The following is a 19,229-nucleotide window of genomic DNA, read 5'->3' as shown; positions in this document are numbered from 1 at the left end:
TCACTTTGGGCGGACCGAGAAGCCGTCAGGCTTCGATGCATGGATATGATGTTATGGGATGTCAGCGCCTTCATTGAAACTCTTACATCTCTTACATATCTTATATATCCCAAAAAAGAGAACCAATATTTTTAGTGTTACTATTTCTAGCGCCTTTAATTAAATTGCATTTTGAACATGTTAATTGGAAGTTTGTAGGGTCATTTGTTCCACCTATATTGAGTGGCACAATGTGATCATAATGTATTTCAAAATCATTACTTAATAATCTTGATAAATCCGTACCACATAATTGACATCGTCCCTTATCACGGAAAAAGACTCCTTGTTTCAACCATTCAGGAAGATAATCACATCTTCTTAAGACTCCATTGCTAGACAATACTTCAGGGTAGTCGTCTTGTTCAAATTTAATTATTAGTTCTGCTATCTTTAAATTAAAATCCCTAAGGAAGACTTTATTTTGATAAAGAACAGTAAATGCATCCTCCACTACATATTTCAATAGTGTTTTTTCAAAATAATTCAAAAGTCGGTATACTAGTTTGTTATTATCTCTATGATCTGGGTCTTCTAATTGACTAATCTCATATTCTTTTTTTATATCAATTAATTCATCTGAATTAAATTCGTAAGTATCAAATACCTTAACTAGATCTTCAATTACTTCATCATAGAAATGTTTATCAACTATATACTCTAAATGATATTTATAAACACTTGTTATATATCCATGCAATAAGGTATACCGTTGAGGCTTTAAAACAATTGATAAGTAATCAACATCTTCATAATCAATCCATTCAATTGGTGAAAATTCATATTCCCCATCAAGTTCTGCAATTACACCTGCTACCACCGAATAAGCCTCATAAAGATTTACAATCCTGATCTTTCCACTAATGATTTCCATCTCCTAAAACGAATATTTATTTTTGCGCTGATTTCCTATAACGTTCCCGTATTCACGACCCGACGCATGTCGAGTGTCCGGCGTATGCCGGATCAAGGACGAATGTTCGCAGCGTGAATATTATGTTATCAGAAGTTCTATATTGCTCGAATCAAGCAACTACTTGTAAAAAATCAAATATATTCTGATTCTTAGAAAAATCTTTTATGATTGATCCTTATTAAGCCTTTTAAAATTAAAATTTGAATACGCTATAGATTCTCTCATATCCGTGAAAGGAAGAAATTCTCTGATGTTTTCTTTAAGTAAAGCAAACACTCCATCTTCTCTAAGAAATTGATTGTAATTAACATCATCTTTTTCTCCTTTTGGTAAAATGAACATCCAACCATACCCTCCAAAAATCATTACTATTAATCGAGAGTCTGTATAATTTTCTCTGAGATATGTATTTCCATGAGTTATAATTTCATCTAAATTAAAGTTATTTGTAATAGGATCAAATAACTTCACACCCATTACAGGAAAAATATCAATTGATGGTGCTGATTCTTTGAGAATATACTCTTTTAAAACTTCTTCTTCACTTCTATCTAACTCTATACCGGTAAATAAATTTTCAGCAAAATGTGCTCTTAGCAAAACTGAAAGCAAAAAAATTTTAAATTTATTATATTCGACATTAGTCCAAAACTCTGCTTCCTCGCTAAAAAATTTATTTATGTATTTGTTGTCTCTAATCACTTCAATCCCGTATTTATCATAAGGACCTAGTAAGTCTCTGTCACATTTATTACACAACATATACTCTCTCTGTCCTTTTTGCATGAATTTAAATTGATTTCTAGAAGGTGAAGAGTGATAGGTTACTTGTTTTTCATCATATAGAGGTAGATAAAAACCTTCAGGAATAATATGAGATCTTACTAGGTTTCTGAATTCACCACAAAGCTTACAGTGACCAATATTCTTACTCATGATTTCTCATCCTCTTTTCTAGAATTTCTGATAACGTTCCTGTATTTACGACCCGACACATGTCGGGTGTCTGGCGAATGCCAGACCCAGGACGAATGTCCGCAGCGTAAATATTATGTTATATGACGGAGTCACTTCTTCGAATCAACACAAGGGATGGAGTTTTAGATCAACTTAACCGTATTGTTGATCAAATCACACTCTAAAATTTCTACATATTGAGGTATCAGATGCCCATAGGTCCTTTTATAATATTCTGCTAGTGTCTCATTTCTTTTTACTGAATAATCTTTAAGAACAAATAATATTTTTCTTGTATTTTCTGGTGCAAGTGAGAAGTACAACATTACTTCATTCCAAACTGTTAGTTTAGCACTTGGAACATTGTTCCCTAACGTCCATTTATGACTTTTGCATTCAATGAGCACATCATTTCCTTTATCGTCTCTTCCTCCAAAATCAAATTTATGAACCTTTTTAGTTTGAAATCCGAGAGCAAAAGGATATTTTGCGGTTACGTCAAAGTTAAGACTGATAAAATACTTCTCTGCTAATTCTTCAAACGAGCTTCCTACATGAGCATTGCTTAAGGCTCCGACTCTTTGGAAATTAGTCATTAAATCTTCTCCTTAATAGTCTTAAATTATCTTTGGCTCTGTCATATAACGTTCCCGTATTCACGACCCAGCGTATGCTGGGTGTCTAGCAACGACGGACCAAGGACTAATGTCCACAGCGTGAATATTATGTTATAGGATGTAAGCAGCTTCTTTGAATTGCTTATCCCTCTTGTAACATTCCCTTTATATCAACTATATTTTTCTTTTAATATTTCTATATATTTGAGTGGAATTTCTGTGATTTTCGAAATATCTGATACTTCAATTCCGAGTTTTATAGCGCTTCTTGCAGTCTTCAAATTATGCTTTACTTTAATGATCCGATCTTTAAGTAATGCGTCTCCAAAATCCAGATAATCATCAGCAATCTCACCATTCAAAAAGAACTCTATATCATAAGTCCCTATGTGCTCTTCTATGTAAAAAATATTAATCGAGCAAAATACTACGGCTTCTGTTGTATTAAAACTATATTTTAGGTATATGGCTCGCTCTTCAACGCTTATAAATTCATCATATAATTTGCCCATGAAAGTATCATGATAATCGCTTTTGTTCTCGTCACGCCACTTCCTATAGGTTTTCCAATAGTTTTCTTTCGTGTTCTTCATCGCACTATGCTTACTGTCCCACTCAAGTAGAATGTCTTTATTCACTCAATCACTTCCCTTAAAAAATCTTGAATAAAATAAGTTTTCTTTATGTGTTTGCTGATTTCCTATAACGTTTCTGTATTCACGAACCCCGAAAGGGTTGTCTGCTGAAATACCTCTCCGAAATCCATCCCGCAGACCAAGGCTCCAACGGAGCCAAAGCGTGAATATTATGTTATGCGTAGTACCTGACTTCTACGAGATACTAAAAACTCTTAAAATCATTCTATTGGTTTATAAATGGTTTTAAGATTCTCAATATATTTATCATTGCTAAATTTCATTTCGGGCACTAAATCTAACCAGGTAACTTCTTTCCCGACTAGCTCATAATTATATGGTATTCCTAGATTACTAGAATCCACTCCAATCCGTCTCCAAATCACTTGATCATCTGATTTTAAAACTTCAGCAACAATTAGTGTACATGTTAAATCGCAATCATCTGGACACATTAATATTGGTAAAATAACAATCTCTTCTTCTGAAATAAAACGTCTTAGTACAAACTCTGCTTCTTCCTTCAGTCCAATCCAATCAATAATTGTCGGAATTAAACCTAAATATAAATTATCTGGATACAAATTGTGAAGATATAAATCAAACGGAATTCCATCAATCGTTATTACAGGATGTCCTACATTGACATATTTACTTGTCTGCATATCTATAGAAAATACATTCATTAAGTATCTCTCTTTCTAATATAATTTTCATTTTCCAGATATTACGCATAACGTTCCTGTATTCACGACCCGACGTATGTCGGGTGTCCGGCATATGCCAGGCCAAGGACGGATGTCCGAAGCGTGAATATATTGTTATCGGATGTCGGACAATTCATTGGATAACATGCACACTAATTATCCCGCATAGTGTCCTCCCGATTCAATATACTTTTGTTCCTTTATGTAGCTCCTATAAATTTTTGAAACTACTCTAAGTGCAAGACCAGAATTTGACCATTCCCCATTACAAGGAGTAATTAAGATTGCTTTAATTTTTGCTCGATTCTCATCTTCTGTTAAAGAGTTACTTGTTTCACTTAAATCTATTTCTATTTCCCCTTCAAAATTATTGAAGTTCAAGCCATAGTTATAAATCGCTTTGCCATCTATGATTTTTTGTAATTTGAAACTTACAGCTAAACCCATAAAGTAATTTCACTCTTTTCATTTTCTATAGTCTCTTTGTCCGATTTCCGATAACATCTAATTTATGTACTTCGTAAATACCACACATCCTGTATGATATGTGAACTACGTATATGATAACCTATGGTGTAGTATTTGCGAAGAAAAATTTGGTGAAAAAGGGAGATATATCAGAACACTCAATCTCCCAAATCCATCCGATCCAGCGGGCTTTGAATACGCTGGATATTTTTCATACTAACATGCGTATATCGCTGAGTTGTATGTGCACTCGTATGACCAAGTAACTCCTGAATGTAGCGCAGGTCTGTCCCGTTTTCCAGCAAATGAGTGGCGAAGGAGTGTCTCAGCGCATGAATACTTACCTTTTTCATAATTCCTGCGCGTTGTCTAGCTTCTTCAAAAAACTTCTTCACGCTCCGCTCAGTAAGATGTCGATCAGAAGATTGCCCCGGAAACAGCCAACGATTGGGTCTGTATTCATCTATGTATTTCTCCACCATATCCTAGGCGAGGCTTGAAAGAAGCGTCCTCCAATCCTTTTGACCCTTTCCCTGTCTCACAATGAGTGTCTGCATTTCAATATCCAGATCGGTGCAACGCAGACGCACAACTTCACCTGCACGAAGCCCGGAAGAATAGGTCAGAAAAAATATGGCCTTATGTTTAGGGTTGGTTACGGATTTAAGTAATTGAGCAACTTCCTTTTCGGACAACACTTGCGGAAGCTTGGTCTGCTTCTTGGGACGAATATACTGGATATCCGTAGGATGATGGAGCACATGTTTGCAATAGAAGCGGAGCGCGCTAATGGCCTGATTCACGCTAGAATGGGAAATTCCTCGCTCCAGCAAACCTAAACAATACATCTGAACATTGGAAGTAGTGACATCCTTATTTTTAAGGCTAAGGCTGCTTAGAAAACGCTCGACCTGATTACAATACGCTTTGATCGTTTTACGACTATATCCTCGTAACTTTAGTGCCTTCTGTAACGGTTCTTTGCTCCACTGGTTGTTTCCCCTATTAGCTTTCCATTGCTGCAGTTCTTCATTGTCAACCCACAACTCCGGGGTAATCTGAACTTCATCTGGATCAAACTGGCTCGTAAACTCCTGGATGGCCGCAATAGTGTAGGGTATGATCCACATTTTCTGTTTGGTTTCCCACTTTCTGCCCGTAATCTGGCGAATGCGCTGAATATATGCAGGGTTATAAGGACAACGAATATGCAATGAATGAGTAGAACCTTTAGTTATGGTAATCTTCTTTTCCGTTGTAGTATCATCGTTCATAAGAAACTCTCCTTTGTTTGAGTCTATGTCTTTCTCCGCAATCTTGAGAAATAAAAAGGAAGGCTATCCTCATCCCAAAAAGGGAATCAGATGACCTTCCGATGCTTTCGGAACATATATGATCTTTAAAAGTAAAGATGCGCAGCCAGTGCAATAAAAAACTGCCATTCCATGTAGCTTCAACAAAGCATACCTACTGTCAATTTGTCCTCATGGATAATAGTAGACGATTGAACCCGCAGGTATTTCGTCTGGGGATATACTTTTACCCAAACATATACCGATATTTTTTTTACCGGCTATAGAATGGTTAATTTGAGTAGAAACAACTTCAAATATTTGCTCTTCCCCATCCGTTTTTTTGATGATAATCTGCTCACCGATCATCTCTTTGATTGTCGAAGGCAGTAGTTCATCCAACTCTTCATTAGCCCCCATAACGATGGTTCCAAATTCCGGAGTATCGAAGACTAACCCCACGCCAAACAGCATTTTAGTTTCCATTGTATGGCCTCCTTATCTCTGATCTATGAATAGCTCGCCTTTGACATCTCGCACTCTGAGATCGGCATTACGAAGTCTAACCATCGCATCTCTCAATAAAGCATACCGTTCAGTAGAATTGAGTTCAGGAGCAAACCTTGCTGCCCGGATACTTGCCTGAGCCTCATCAAGAGCATAGTTTCTTTTGATGACTTCAGGAGGAAGATCATAAAGTGGGAACGATCTGCCTGCGATAGAAGCCTCATAGTGCCCAACAATCTCGTGAGCTAGTGTAGCATTCATTGAAATGCGTGTATTCGCACTCAAAGTCCCTACTCCCGGGGCTGCTGCTGGTAAGACATCCGTATTGATGACCAAGCGATTATACATCATGCCTGTATTCCAGGTATCATAATAACCAGGTTGTGCGATTAAGATATTTTCTTCGGGGAAATCAAGCTTGTTCAAGTAACTCTTTATCTCAATCTTTTGGTTATCCGTCAGCGGAAGCTCATTGCGTTGTCCGTCACTGAGAATCTGTCTAAAATCTACCGCGCCATCGTATTTGACAGGGGTATCCATATGCAGCTTAGGTTTGAAAACAGAGCTAACGCCTAATACCATACCACCTGTACCGAGCATACTTGACCAATGTTCACTTGACCAAGCATTTGTAGGTAAAACGGCTTCTCTAATCGTTCCATGGACTCCAAATGTCAACCAGTTCAGTGTGTCTTGAGGCGACTCAAAAGCTTTGTCAGCTCGATCAACATACCCGTTTACGAGTCCACTCGGAATACCAAATGTCCAGTAATCCAGAAATCCGCCTACACTATCATATCTCTTCTGATATCGGTCATCTGCCGATTGTATAAATGCTTGTCCTAGCTCTTTTAAACTATCTACAGACTTCTCAACTGCATTCCGATCGTCTACACCTTCCTGTGGGCCACAAGCATTCGGTGGTGGTGGTAAACAGTTCATGTCTACTTGCCCTTCCGACCCGTGATCAGCTTGGAGAAATCGTTCTCCATGGTTATGTAACACAGTTGATATTGAACTCATAAGTGTGACAACTTCAGTCATAACAAGCTGTGACTTCTTGAAATCATAGTAGAACCTTTCTCTAGTACTCCCATCCCAGTTCGCTTCTATATCAGTCATGCTTCGTAGAAGACTTTCATTCATGTGTTGAAGAGTAGTATAAGCTGTAGAGAACTGTTTACTAATTGCGAAAAGTTGCTCTGGCGTAACCATAATTCTCGTCATAGAATACCTCACACCTACTAATTAAATATTTAGTTTCTGAATTCAGGGAATATCTGGATTTTACTGTTCATTTATTACCTGTGTCAAATACCTGCAGCAATAAGCCACTGAACAATTTGAACTAGAGCCCTTTTCTCAAATGCAATTAAACTCCATTCAAGAGATAGGTCGCAGAAGTTCACCTTTCCAATTAACGATGATCTCTTTATCTATCAAAAGGCACCAATCAATAATTTCACCTATCAATTTTGGCATGATGATCTCATCGCTCCATTTCGGTGTTAGTACTCTTCTGTATCCTATATATTCTGTTGTCCAGCCTTCGAATTCTTCTCCGATGATGACTATATGTGGAGGTTTGTTCTTAACACTGTGTTGTCCCACTTCATAAGTGACGATTAACTTCTTATCCTCAGAAACGATATGTAATTTGATTATTCCTTCATCGTCAATATCCGGTTCAACATACCAATAAAATAATCGATTGGATCGAACGATTTTACGTTTATATTTTTTTCTTACGCCCATAGCTAACCTCACATATTCCTTTTTCTCTGTATGCAGTACTTCAACAGTTTGCCCATCCACATGAACACTTTGTTATCCGATGTTGATGGGCCTTATGATTCATTCATTTTATTACTTTGTTATTCTTTCTTTATTGCCTAATATGACTTCATGAATTTCATCATATAATTGTAAATCAATAAATTCTTCATGAATCCATAGTCCTTCCTCAACATCTCCTCCCCCCATACCTCCACTAATCCCATCACCAGGAAAGAGTTTTTCGTAAAATAGTCCTTGGCCTTCTCCCTCATTACAGTCCCATGCAATGGTATCTAGATCTTTTAATAGAGTATGTAATGTCTCCTCACTGCAATTTACTAGTTTCATAGGGCAAGACAAGTAGATTTGTCCTCCATCATCACCTTCCATAATTACATATGCATCTGGAGTATCTGCAGCTTTCTTAAAACTATCTATAAATTGATTGTTGTGTAGTCCGTTTGCTTCATTAAGGATATGTCGTACAGGGCTATGGTGCTCTGGAATTACACCCATCTGATTGTTTTCCTCTTTTTTTCTTTCCATAAAGATACACCTCTTTGTTAGATATGTTTTCTTGGAGTTATCTGAAATTAGTTATTTACTTCATTAACTTCATTCATTCCTATGACTTGTTCAATTGCTATATTAAATTCTTTAACATTAATGTTTAACTTAATTATTCCTTCTTTATCAAGCCCTTTTGTATCTAATCTAAAAGTACCCGCCACTGCTTCCGAACTATTACCATCAATTTTCTCATTTATGTTTAATTTAATGTCTCTATCGATTAATTGATTCTGAATATCCTTACTTATGATTGGCTCAACTGTTTTTAGCATTATTGATTTATTGGTTCTATTCCATAGATTGAAATTATATGTTACGACTGTTATACCTGCATCTTCTTCACTCCCTCCCAGTCCAATTGAAATCGAGTTTATTATTAACCCGTCCTCAACAATTTCATCCGCCTTCATACTGTTTGAACTACAACCACTTAGGGCTACTATTATTAAAAGAAATATTAAAATCATTGAACGCTTTGGATTCTTCAATTCAGGAACTCCTCTATTTTATTTTTCTTAAATCCTGAATGTCTCTTTAATTATCTATTCTCAGTTCTTTCCTATCATGTTCCTGTAATCACAAGCCACTGGATACGAACACCCCCATCATTGGGAGAAAAAACTGGGCTTCATCACACATATCCATCTTCAGGTTCACCAATATCAAAGCCCAACACTTTTGACGCTTCCAACTTAAATGTTTCTATCCAAGACATTCATACATCGCTATCCATCTGTGCATAAAATGATAATCCACTGGGCTCAACGGATGCTTCAATGAAAACATCTTCCTCTTCAGTTCCAAACCAATATGGAATTCCACTTTTATAACCAATCCACCCTGGCATACGCTCATATACGCTAGAAACTTTATCCCACATTTCATCAGGCAGGTCATACCTTATATTTAGGTTGCAATTATGAGAGTCTATGTTGTTCATTTACATTCTCTCCTTCTACCTTAGACGTATATCAAAATTCATCCTCTATTTTATGTAAAGTACTACAACTCTTCCACCACTTGCTCAAAGTTGTATCTCTTGGTCCTTATACACTTTTTTCGTTATCATTTTTGTATATTTTAATCTCGTGATTTCAATCAGGTCATTTGGCTGCATTATATTCAGAATAGGAGTATCTTTGATTAAAACTTTGCTATTACCTCGTCCCAATCCTCTGACTATAATAATATTTTTGCTCTTCTTCACATCTACAATTTGTCCGACCGTTATGAACTGCTCTTGTTTCTTGAGATCAAGGTAAGTTACAAGGCCCAGTATAGCTTCTCCTTCTAAGTAGATTTCACCATAGCCGTTATTTCAAAATTTACTTACGTAACTCTAGTAACTTCAAGTCAATAATAAACTGTTGTTGTTTTTACCTATTACGTCTCACTCTCATTAATGGATCTTTACGGAGATGAATCACAAAGTCTTGATTCGACGTATGATATACAACGTTACCAGGCTCTACTCGAGAAAACTCTTTATTCGCATCTTGTTCTGATACGGTACGAATTGGTGCAACTTCATCTACGATTTTTTTGTTATCTTCCTCATGATAATGAATGATAGAAACCAGAACAAATTGGTCAGGAAACAGTTCTCTAACCTCTTGCCATTTCATGTGTTATACCTCCTGTTATTCGTATTATTAAAACTTTCTATCATTTTATCATATGCACCTGAATTCAAATATTGTTCCTGTATCATAACATTTCCTTCGAGACAAAGATGGAGGGGATCCATCTTCACCAATTTATACACCAAATTCGCTTGGAAGGAGGTCAGACTTTCTTTAAAAACAACTCATGGTGAAAAGATAATCATTTGCCTTAAATGATATTATGTATTATATTAGGAAATGATTGGGTATAAAACGTTTTAAAAGTATATTAATTAAAGGAGTGTTCGTATGAAAAAATTATTTACGTCATTGTTGTCTTGCCTGCTAATTGTTGGTATTTTAAGTGTTCAAGTAGCAGGGGCTAGTGGATTTAGCTCCACTACTAGTACCACTAATGAATCGGGTACATACGTTATCCCTACTGAGGATGGCAGTACATTGGAAGTTTCAATTGAAGAAACAGACAAAGAATATATTGTAACTTCTTATGTAAATGGCGAAAAAGAATCTCAAACAATTAAAAACAAAGAAACAAGAGATATGATGACAATTGATAATGATGGGAAAGTAGAATATTCTAATGAGAGTGACTATATTGAAAAAGTTGCTCCAGATCCGATGATTAGCAACAATGAATCTTTTGCTACTAGTGCTGCTAGTAATTGGACGTTTGTAGATTCAGCATACAATTCTAATCCAAATGTGAAGCAATGGGGTTATTTATATAAACAAGAAAAAATCACTTTTGGACAAACTTATAATCTTAATTATGATAAAGGAACTAAAGTTTCAATCATAGTAGGCGTGATTATCGGCCTTATCACAGTCGGCACAGGTGGTATAATTGTAGCTATTCTCGCAGCGCTGGGCTCAACTATTGTTGCTGATAAGATCACCAAAGCTATTACTGGTCAAGTTTATGGAAGATTTGCTGCACAAGACTTGGAAGTAAGATCTAACGGGAAGATTGGACTGCGCAGTAAGCGAACGATCGTAGATGCTAAAGTGATTAATACAAAGAACGGAAAAGTTGAATGGGTACCAATTAGAGTTGAAGGCGAAGGAAGAAGTAATACTGATCTTTGCATAATCGGAGCCTATAATGCTTGGCTTCTTAACTAAGGCTATTTCGAAACAGTCCACTCAATATATATTTAAGATAAGTTGATGTCATTGATTTGGCTTCAACTACTTATTCAAAGGAGATATGATGTATAGAAAACTAATAATTATTGCTTCTCTGATAGAAATATCTTTTTTAATTTTTTTACAATATCGTTACAATAATATTTTAGATCTGTTTCCTTTTATTGGAGCGTTAGTCTTTTTCATAGTGTTGAGTTATTTCTTAAAAGTTCAACTAAGTAAAAAGCGTAGAGAAATAGCATTTTTTTTACAAACACTCTTTTTGATATTCATTCCAATTTATGCAATAACTACACTTCCTCAATACACGTATGAAAGTGCGGTAGATAAGGTCACTCAGAATTTAGAAGAACCTTATGTGGTTAATAAGCAGAAGAATACTTTAATAGAAGATGAATCTAATGAAATTAAAAAAGGTTATATGTTTTCTGTAGAAAAAAATTCAGAAGTAAATTCATACGTTTTTGATCCATGGACTGGTAATTATCATAAAGTGCAAGATTGAGATAAGCTTAGCTACTCAGTTAAATTGACGTAGATTTTGCTATCATGTGAAAATTGTTTTTTTACGCCTTAATAATGAAACTTACTTTGAGAATCGGTTCGCCGATTCTTTTTTCTTTTACGTTCTTACGCTTCATATCATGCATACCGGCGAATACAAGACCTAGAACGAATTTCCGCGTAGCGTGAATATGATGTTAAGTGATGTTCCTCTGAATAATCAGGAAACTTAAACTCCCATGTCCATACATCGAGTGGGCTTTGAATACCTGAATATTTTTCCTACTAACATGCATATATCTCTAAGTTGTTCATGCACTCGTATGACCGAGTAACTCCTGAATGTATCATAGATCTGTCCCGTTTTCCAGCAAATGAGTGGTGGAGGAGTGTCTCAGAGCGTGAATACTCACCTTTTTTCACAATTCCTGCACGTCGTCCTGCTTCTTCAAATACTTTCTGCAAGCTCCGCTCAGTAAGATGTCGATCAGAAAGCAATCCATCTCTGTCATAGATACTTCAATACCTTGATCAGAATGTAAGACAAAACTATACTTCTCAAAATCAGAGTTTAAAGCAAGAGATTTAGGAATCATATCACCTTGGATTCGTTTTCGCATTATCAGTGGTTTTTCTTGAGTTCCTATGTGTAGACGGTATTGTTCATTCTCATATTCGACAGCTTCAAGATTTTCTCCAGTGTCATCTCCGTAATCTTCCCAGCTATATCCCTCTTTCCACAAAGCAGAAAAGCTACACGTGCTTATCTGATTATACGCATTGGGTTTGAGTCTAAATACGGCTCCCCAGCATTCGTCTACTTCCTGAGGTAAAGAAAGATTATGGTCCAGATTACAGAGCAATAACTCGTAATCAAACGAGTCGTAGTAATACTGGTATAGTGAGCCGCCATGTTTGAGCTGGGCACAGTGAGTAGGAAGATAACATTCGCTGGAGAGAGCAAGAGAAAGTTCAATTGTTCCAAAAGGCGTATATATTGAAGGTTTTATAAGATCAGTACCTTGAATTAAGTCTTCTTTTCCACGAAAAAGCTTCATGATGTCCCTCCTTACTCATCTACTTAAGAGTTACTTTCTATTCTTGATAATTAAAAAAATATTTATTATATAAGTTTGGCTCCATTTCTTTTATTCTAATTCCGTTCTCTCCTGCGTCCTCTATCCCTCTTATGTAGAAAAGACTCTTTAAATTTTTATCAAAGACAATACAAGAAAAGTCCCAGTCTTGATACCTATATTGATTAAAATCTTTCTTAGATTTGATATATGGTATAAAACTCATCTTATTTGAGTTATCGATTATTTGTATCACATTATCTAACTTTAATACTTTATTTTTAGATAAGTAGGTATCGAGATCTTCTTCATGGTAAATGTCTAAAAATAAAATAGAATTGTCTTCTATTAATAATCCATCTAGAACCTCGGTGATATTACAATTAAGAATCTTAAAATATGGAGGCATTTTGATAATTTGTAATGGTTTCATCAGTTCTCCCCAAAAAAGTTTTATCGAGAATTTCATAAAGTGTTCTTACATCTACGAACCCTCACTACCTTAAAGAGTGCAGCGACTTGTCGCAAATCAGTAAGGTAGTACAGGGTACCTGCTGACTCCACTTCTTCAAATACCCTCGGTAAACCGAGAAGTGAAAGCAACGCGGTTGTAGATATGTTGTTATTTAGGTGTCAATTGCCTTCCACAAACTACTTATAGATTGTATTTCATTTTAATTCTTTCATATAACTTAAAATCCGAATTTCTATTTACAATCTCTCCAATTAACTCTTTCCATTTATCTTCAATCCACTTAGGACTTTGTTCTTTCAGAATATCCTCGTTAAATTGACTATCAATATACTCCAAATCTTGCTTAAGAACTCCTATATCCTTAATCAGTTGATTTCTCGATTCTTTTTCTAGCGATATCTTATTCGATAATATTTCGCCTATGATTTCTACTCTTATATGCGTATACATATCTCTAAACACATTATAGATTAAATAGGTTGAAGATAATTGATCTTCCCGGAAGTCGGATTTCAGAAAGACGAATGATTCTTCACCCACTTTCAAAGATACTGCCACATTTCCTAATGCATGTATGACTGTTTCCTTCGAAGAATTGTCCTCTAAGCTTTTTATCACATTATCTAAATTGTAGATTGATTCTTTTATACCCATTTGAGTTCCATGATTCAGTTAACCGTGTAATCAACTTCTTGATTGTCTTTGTACGCTTTGAATTGATAGTTGAAAAACATGCTTATTATCAATCCAACCATTAGTATGATTATTGCTATGTTTTTTCTCATTGAATCACCTCGTAATTGTCAATTGAATTCATATAATATCTAATTTTTGTATTTCACAAATACAACATATCCCATCTACTAGTGCCTGAACTACGTATATGATAACCCATATTGTTACATTTAAGAAGGTGAATTGGCGAATAAGGGATAATCATTAATTTTCTCAAACCCTTATCCATACGGATCAAAAGAAGAAATCGATAATTGTTCAAAATTAGTAAAGGCATGGGTTATACTCACAAATATCCAGTTAATACACTGCAGTTTACACGTTTTACGACATAAACAAGAAAGGTCAGCCTAAAGAGACTGACCTTTCTTGTTTAAAAATTAGCACAGAACTTATTACATAACCTTAATTCATTTAATCAGTTAATCAATAATTTTTTTAAGCTCAAAAATAGTTGCCTCTGATAACAAGATAAGCCTATCGTTATTAACAGCCAAAAAGCTTAAACTTACAGGTATGCTCATTTTTGTAGAAGAGTCACTTATATCTATTGCCTTTATTTCATCATTTATATGTAAGTCTGGGATATCTATTTTATAATATCTATAAAAAGAGTCAGAGTTATAGCATGTCGCCGTAATCTGATATAATGGATTTTTTAGTTCATATTGATATTTCTTATACTTTTTAAGTCCTTTTGATGAAAAAAAGTCTTTTTCGATTATAACTTTATCTCCAATAAATTTTTGCCCTGTTGGATATTCAGAAGCATCATTATATGAATTTGCAAATCCTAAAAGCTTCTCAACTTTCCAAGTTCCATAGAAATATTTTTCAGTTTCACTATCCAAGCTTATACGGTCTACCGTACAATAATCGGATGTGTTTTTTTGAATAATAGCCTCCTGAGTTTCAGGTTTAGGCTCACTAGAAGTATTGGGATTGGATGTCTTTTCAACATTTCCACAAGGCGATGCTAGCATCAACATTATCATCATACAAGCCAATATTGTTTTTTTCATATCTCACACTCCTACTATGAAGTTATGATTTCGCATGTTTACTCGCTTGTTAACTGAATTAATCCCCGTATGGATTAAAATCTTCTGTTCCTTCTTTTTATATCACCATGTGCTACAAGCTACTTCCATACAGCGAATAATTCTTCACTACTGTATAACAAATGGGGCGATACTTTTTCTTTACTTTCCGATGACTTTAAAGTTTTGCCTCAGTGTTTTGTTCTGGTTGAGTTGTTACTTGTTTACTGAGAGGTTCGCTCTAGCAGAAATTATATCAGAGCAATTGAAGCGAGGAATGACATAAAATTCACATTATTTATGAATAAGGTTAACTTTATGTTATCTAAATCACAAACAACAATTTCCAATCTAACCCATACACTTGCACTTGGTAACAGCAACGCTGGTATTACCCCGACTTAAAGGATTCTGAATATCTAACTTGCTTTAAGCTTGGGAGGTCTGACTTTGTGGAACCATAAACAAAATCCCACTCCATGCCCGAGTGGGATTTTGAATAGAACTTCTCTTTTGTGGAACTATCGTTTCGCTAAATCAAGGGAGAGTAGTATTGCTAACATATTTCATTCCAACTCTGAAACTGATTCGCCACTAATTATCGTACCGTTATTCTTACCTTCACAAATTTCTTTCATCGAGCCTGGTTTATCGAAGTTAAACACATGCATTGGCAGATTGTAGTCTCTTGCTAAAATGAAAGCTGATTGGTCCATTACCTTTAAGTTGTGTTTTAAAACGTCGTTGTAATGAAGCGAACGAAATTTCCTTGCATCTTTATCAAATTTAGGGTCTGCATTAAGAACACCATTAACACCTTGCTTTGCAACTAATATAGCGTCACAATTAACCTCGATGGCTCTTTGTACTGAAGGATAGTCTGTTGTAACGTAAGGTTGACCGTTCCCCCCTGCAAAAATTACAATATAGCCTTTTTCTAGATGGTGGATTGCTCTTAGACGGATGTATGGTTCTGCAACTGAAGTAATAGGTATTGCCGTCATTACTCGTACTTCCTTTTTGGTCTTGGCTTTAAGAACTCCACGAAGCATTAAACTATTTACTACAGTCGCAAGCGTCCCAATGTTATCAGCTTCTGCCCTTTCTATCCCCCAGCTTTCCGCCATATTACCTCTGAAAATGTTACCCCCACCTATAACTAACGATACTTCAACGCCTAAATTTACTACTGACATAATTTCATCCGCAATATGGTCTAACCTTTCTGGCTCAAAACCAAATTCAGAGTTTCCTGCTACTGCTCCACCACTTAGCTTAACGAGAACCCTTTTGTACCTTGACAATTATTACACCCCCATAAAATAAAAACACTAAAGCAATAAATGCTTTAGTGTCCTAATGGAATGGAAATATGAAATTACGCAAGTCGACTGAATGTAAGTCTTCCGTTTCCACCTCATACCCCCACCCCTTCCATGTTTTTCCGTTAAGTAATTTTACATTACGTGAGACTAAATTGCAATTACCGTCAATATTAAATCTGCAAGCAATTTCAATAAGTTATAATATGATTTACGATGAGCCGTATCAAAGAGCTACCTTGCCGCTTTACAAACAACAAAAAAATCATAACCCCTCAAGCCAACAACGCCTGTTCAATCTGATCCACAATGCCATTGATGCCTGTTGGTCCATAACAGCCGATCCATGTCGCGGCATCGACCGAGTGTATGTGCTGGCGCTCACTCGCATCGAGCATCCCCCAGACACGCTGCTCTGTCGCGGATATTATTCCCTCTTGCATCATTTCATTGCTAAGCAAAAAATAGTGGCTGGCATGTACAGCTGGTAGTCTTTCAACTGAAATATGATAAGCTGTGTCGGAAGTATCTGCCACAAATGATGGAGCTGGTAAACCTAGGTCACGGTACAGCACTGCACCGGTACGATGCGAGGCAGAATGTACGCGAACCAGAGAATCTAGTGGACGAATCAGTGCTACGCTCTTACCTGCGAGGACTGTTGCAAGTTCTTCTGACAGCAATGCGGTTCGTCGATGATAATCCGCAAGTATTCGCTTTGCCTCTGCTCGCTTACCTGTCAGTTCACCGAACAGGCTCAGAATGGTCTGCCAGCTCTCATTGCGTTTAAACATGAGAACTGGAGCGATTCGGCTTAACCGTTCAACGTGCTGATCATGCACCTCGGTGCAAATAATCAGATCTGGAGACAGTCGTTCCACAGCAAGCAGATCGGGGTACTCATACGTTCCGAGCAATTCGGTATGCTGAAGTCCTGCCCGGAGCGATTGAGGGAACGTTAACACTGCACTTCCCACTCCTACACTTCCTGCTGGATGCAACCCAAGCGCAAGCAGGTGATCGGCATATTGCACATCGAGTACGGCGATACGCTGTGGAGCACTGGTGACAGGATATTCACCTCGCATATGGCATATCACCGGGCCTTGGCCCGACTCGTACGAAGAAGCCAATCGATTCCGCAGCAAGGAATGAGCATAGTTTGCATCTGTTTCCGAAGCGGCAGCAAGCCGGTAATGCAGCGGTGGGACCCCATAATATTTCTTAAACGCCCTGCTGAAATAATACATGTCGCGATAGCCCATTTTGTCAGCAATTTCGCCAATGGAAGCATCCGTATGACGCAGCATCCGCGAGGCACTCTCCATGCGCAGCTGAATGACATATTCCATTGGTCCGAGCTGCTTCTCTTGTTTGAATCGGCGTTGTAGCTGTCTTACACCGCATCCCGCAAGGACTGCCAACTCTTTAAGCTCCAGATTCTGGCGAAAATGCGACGTTATATAGGAAGCGACAACATCCACCATGTCGGACTCCGCTCCTCCCTGACCACGTTCATACGCCATAACCAGCTCGTAGATCATGCCCTGGAGCAGTGCGTTGGCATAAAAACGTTCCAGCCCTTCGCCGCGGCGCCATTTGGCAACGATTTTTTCCGCATTCTCGATCCATTCCGCTTGAGTCACCGGATTCTGAATAAACGAAGTTTGCAGTGGGTGTTTGCGATACGAGGGTATAACATGAGAGGCTCCTTCCATGGAAGAAGCCTTATACTTGATCACGATATAATAAAGTTCGTCTGATCTGGCGGTCAGCGTGAAGGATGTGCCCTCCACCACATGACAGGCAAAAGAAGCTCCAATGTGGCAAACCTCACCATTCATTGCAAGCTCCCCTTCCCCTCCGCATGCCAGCAGCAACACATTTGAAGTTAATTGAGTTTCGCTAAGAACACTGCCTGTCTGCAAAGTACCGCTATACCCGTCAAGCATCTTGATCGTTGTATCACTCCATAGACTTGTCTGTTCTTGCAGCGGCATTTCTCTCATCTCCTGACAATAGCAAAGGTAAAATGGTTGCTGTTGTCATTTTAATTGAGATTTATTCTCATTGTCAATTTTCGGACATTTTCTGCAATATTCCCCTGACATTTGATAATAAAAACAACAGGTGATCCGCTCGCTTTTCGCAACGTGCACATTGTCCTTACAATCGGTGAAGCGGGTCAACGGATTCTTTCTCACACCGAACACTTCCCCGGATGCCACCTGCGTCAGATATGAAAAGTCCTCTCGAATGATCTTACTTTCCTGCTCAGTCTCGGCTTCAGCAGGAGCGAATAGTCGGCCGATACGTACCATAATGTTCTCCCAGAGAATACTCATCGAAAGAGGCGCAATCGCAGCAAGCGTCTTTAACAGAGGTGTAAGCTGTACCGCAAACATCTCCTCGAGCACCTTTTCCCGCCATACGTTCCTGTCTCCAGTCAGTGCTTCAGCCCCAATTCCGTTCACCGCTAGAAAAGGAAACCGTGTACCGCCCTCATGATCTGCGAGCGTTGGATGATAGAGAAAGCTGTTCTCCAACTGAAAGGTAACATGCTGGTGATGAAAAGTCATCGCTATCACCAGAGGCGCGGTCCACAGATAGCCAATTCGCTTGGCTAACATCGAAGCGGCAACCTTCATTTCAGGTGCATCGATATACTCCTGAAACCAGCTGATATACTCCCGACATGCTGCTTCGTCATGCAACTCACTCAAAGCAATGGTACGGACACTATGTTCAGGCAGCTCACCAAGCAAAATCGAATGATCCTTCACTGTCTCTTTCCATAAGTCTGTCGAGAGATAATGGGTCAT

Annotated in this window: 22 protein-coding genes and 1 pseudogene; 2 read left to right on the top strand and 21 right to left on the bottom strand. The window is 37.5% G+C overall.

The window, feature by feature from the left end:
* Positions 1-100: 100 nt before the first annotated feature.
* The 14 genes and pseudogenes from BLV50_RS14220 to BLV50_RS14155 form a co-directional block, all read right to left on the bottom strand.
* Positions 101-913, bottom strand: coding sequence for an HNH endonuclease (locus tag BLV50_RS14220; protein WP_090808366.1), 813 nt, complete (start codon positions 911-913; stop codon positions 101-103).
* A 204-nt stretch (positions 914-1,117) separates the two neighbouring features.
* Positions 1,118-1,891, bottom strand: a complete 774-nt coding sequence (locus tag BLV50_RS14215; RefSeq protein WP_090808364.1) for a hypothetical protein — start codon at positions 1,889-1,891, stop codon at positions 1,118-1,120.
* A gap of 164 nt (positions 1,892-2,055) precedes the next feature.
* Positions 2,056-2,508, bottom strand: a complete 453-nt coding sequence (locus BLV50_RS14210; RefSeq protein ID WP_090808362.1) for a hypothetical protein — start codon at positions 2,506-2,508, stop codon at positions 2,056-2,058.
* A 191-nt stretch (positions 2,509-2,699) separates the two neighbouring features.
* Positions 2,700-3,167 (bottom strand): hypothetical protein, encoded by a 468-nt coding sequence (locus BLV50_RS14205; protein WP_090808360.1) that lies wholly within the window; start codon positions 3,165-3,167, stop codon positions 2,700-2,702.
* A gap of 218 nt (positions 3,168-3,385) precedes the next feature.
* A complete protein-coding gene (locus BLV50_RS14200; RefSeq protein ID WP_090808358.1) occupies positions 3,386-3,850 on the bottom strand; it encodes a hypothetical protein in 465 nt (154 codons plus the stop codon).
* Between the two features lie 177 nt (positions 3,851-4,027).
* A complete protein-coding gene (locus BLV50_RS14195; RefSeq protein WP_090808356.1) occupies positions 4,028-4,318 on the bottom strand; it encodes a hypothetical protein in 291 nt (96 codons plus the stop codon).
* Between the two features lie 179 nt (positions 4,319-4,497).
* Positions 4,498-5,469 (bottom strand): annotated as a pseudogene (locus tag BLV50_RS33455) (tyrosine-type recombinase/integrase).
* A 354-nt stretch (positions 5,470-5,823) separates the two neighbouring features.
* The gene (locus tag BLV50_RS14185) at positions 5,824-6,117 is read right to left on the bottom strand and encodes a hypothetical protein (protein WP_256337954.1); all 294 of its coding nucleotides are present in this window, start codon (positions 6,115-6,117) and stop codon (positions 5,824-5,826) included.
* Positions 6,118-6,129: 12 nt separating this feature from the next.
* The gene (locus tag BLV50_RS14180) at positions 6,130-7,353 is read right to left on the bottom strand and encodes a WXG100 family type VII secretion target (protein ID WP_256337972.1); all 1,224 of its coding nucleotides are present in this window, start codon (positions 7,351-7,353) and stop codon (positions 6,130-6,132) included.
* A 168-nt stretch (positions 7,354-7,521) separates the two neighbouring features.
* Complete coding sequence (locus BLV50_RS14175) at positions 7,522-7,953, bottom strand: hypothetical protein (protein ID WP_256337953.1); 432 nt, start codon at positions 7,951-7,953, stop codon at positions 7,522-7,524.
* 51 nt (positions 7,954-8,004) lie between these two features.
* On the bottom strand, positions 8,005-8,460 hold the full coding sequence (locus BLV50_RS14170; protein WP_090808350.1) for a hypothetical protein: 456 nt from the start codon (positions 8,458-8,460) through the stop codon (positions 8,005-8,007).
* Between the two features lie 47 nt (positions 8,461-8,507).
* On the bottom strand, positions 8,508-8,972 hold the full coding sequence (locus BLV50_RS14165; protein WP_090808348.1) for a hypothetical protein: 465 nt from the start codon (positions 8,970-8,972) through the stop codon (positions 8,508-8,510).
* A gap of 227 nt (positions 8,973-9,199) precedes the next feature.
* Positions 9,200-9,424, bottom strand: a complete 225-nt coding sequence (locus BLV50_RS14160; protein ID WP_256337952.1) for a hypothetical protein — start codon at positions 9,422-9,424, stop codon at positions 9,200-9,202.
* Positions 9,425-9,860: 436 nt separating this feature from the next.
* Complete coding sequence (locus tag BLV50_RS14155) at positions 9,861-10,109, bottom strand: hypothetical protein (RefSeq protein WP_090808347.1); 249 nt, start codon at positions 10,107-10,109, stop codon at positions 9,861-9,863.
* Between the two features lie 288 nt (positions 10,110-10,397).
* Between BLV50_RS14155 and BLV50_RS14150 the strand changes: the two genes are divergently transcribed.
* The gene (locus BLV50_RS14150) at positions 10,398-11,231 is read left to right on the top strand and encodes a hypothetical protein (RefSeq protein WP_090808345.1); all 834 of its coding nucleotides are present in this window, start codon (positions 10,398-10,400) and stop codon (positions 11,229-11,231) included.
* A gap of 88 nt (positions 11,232-11,319) precedes the next feature.
* Positions 11,320-11,760 (top strand): hypothetical protein, encoded by a 441-nt coding sequence (locus tag BLV50_RS14145; protein ID WP_090808343.1) that lies wholly within the window; start codon positions 11,320-11,322, stop codon positions 11,758-11,760.
* A gap of 418 nt (positions 11,761-12,178) precedes the next feature.
* On the opposite strand, the gene BLV50_RS32770 is transcribed toward BLV50_RS14145, so the two are convergent.
* The 7 genes from BLV50_RS32770 to BLV50_RS14110 all read right to left on the bottom strand — a co-directional run bounded on the left by BLV50_RS32770 (position 12,179) and on the right by BLV50_RS14110 (position 19,229).
* Positions 12,179-12,817: a hypothetical protein gene (locus BLV50_RS32770; RefSeq protein ID WP_090808341.1), complete on the bottom strand. Its 639-nt coding sequence runs from the start codon at positions 12,815-12,817 to the stop codon at positions 12,179-12,181.
* A gap of 37 nt (positions 12,818-12,854) precedes the next feature.
* Positions 12,855-13,268 (bottom strand): hypothetical protein, encoded by a 414-nt coding sequence (locus BLV50_RS14135; protein ID WP_090808340.1) that lies wholly within the window; start codon positions 13,266-13,268, stop codon positions 12,855-12,857.
* A 222-nt stretch (positions 13,269-13,490) separates the two neighbouring features.
* On the bottom strand, positions 13,491-13,868 hold the full coding sequence (locus BLV50_RS33450) for a hypothetical protein (RefSeq protein ID WP_256337951.1): 378 nt from the start codon (positions 13,866-13,868) through the stop codon (positions 13,491-13,493).
* A 599-nt stretch (positions 13,869-14,467) separates the two neighbouring features.
* Entirely contained in the window at positions 14,468-15,067 is a 600-nt protein-coding gene (locus BLV50_RS14125) for a hypothetical protein (RefSeq protein ID WP_090808338.1), read from the bottom strand.
* Positions 15,068-15,651: 584 nt separating this feature from the next.
* On the bottom strand, positions 15,652-16,389 hold the full coding sequence (gene pyrH, locus BLV50_RS14120) for a UMP kinase (RefSeq protein ID WP_090808336.1): 738 nt from the start codon (positions 16,387-16,389) through the stop codon (positions 15,652-15,654).
* Positions 16,390-16,682: 293 nt separating this feature from the next.
* A complete protein-coding gene (locus BLV50_RS14115) occupies positions 16,683-18,407 on the bottom strand; it encodes a helix-turn-helix domain-containing protein (protein WP_090808334.1) in 1,725 nt (574 codons plus the stop codon).
* A gap of 45 nt (positions 18,408-18,452) precedes the next feature.
* Positions 18,453-19,229 (bottom strand): IucA/IucC family C-terminal-domain containing protein, encoded by a 777-nt coding sequence (locus tag BLV50_RS14110; RefSeq protein ID WP_090808332.1) that lies wholly within the window; start codon positions 19,227-19,229, stop codon positions 18,453-18,455.

Source organism: Paenibacillus sp. 276b (assembly GCF_900107875.1).
GTDB lineage: Bacteria > Bacillota > Bacilli > Paenibacillales > Paenibacillaceae > Paenibacillus > Paenibacillus marchantiae.
This window is presented reverse-complemented; position numbering and strand designations above follow the sequence as displayed.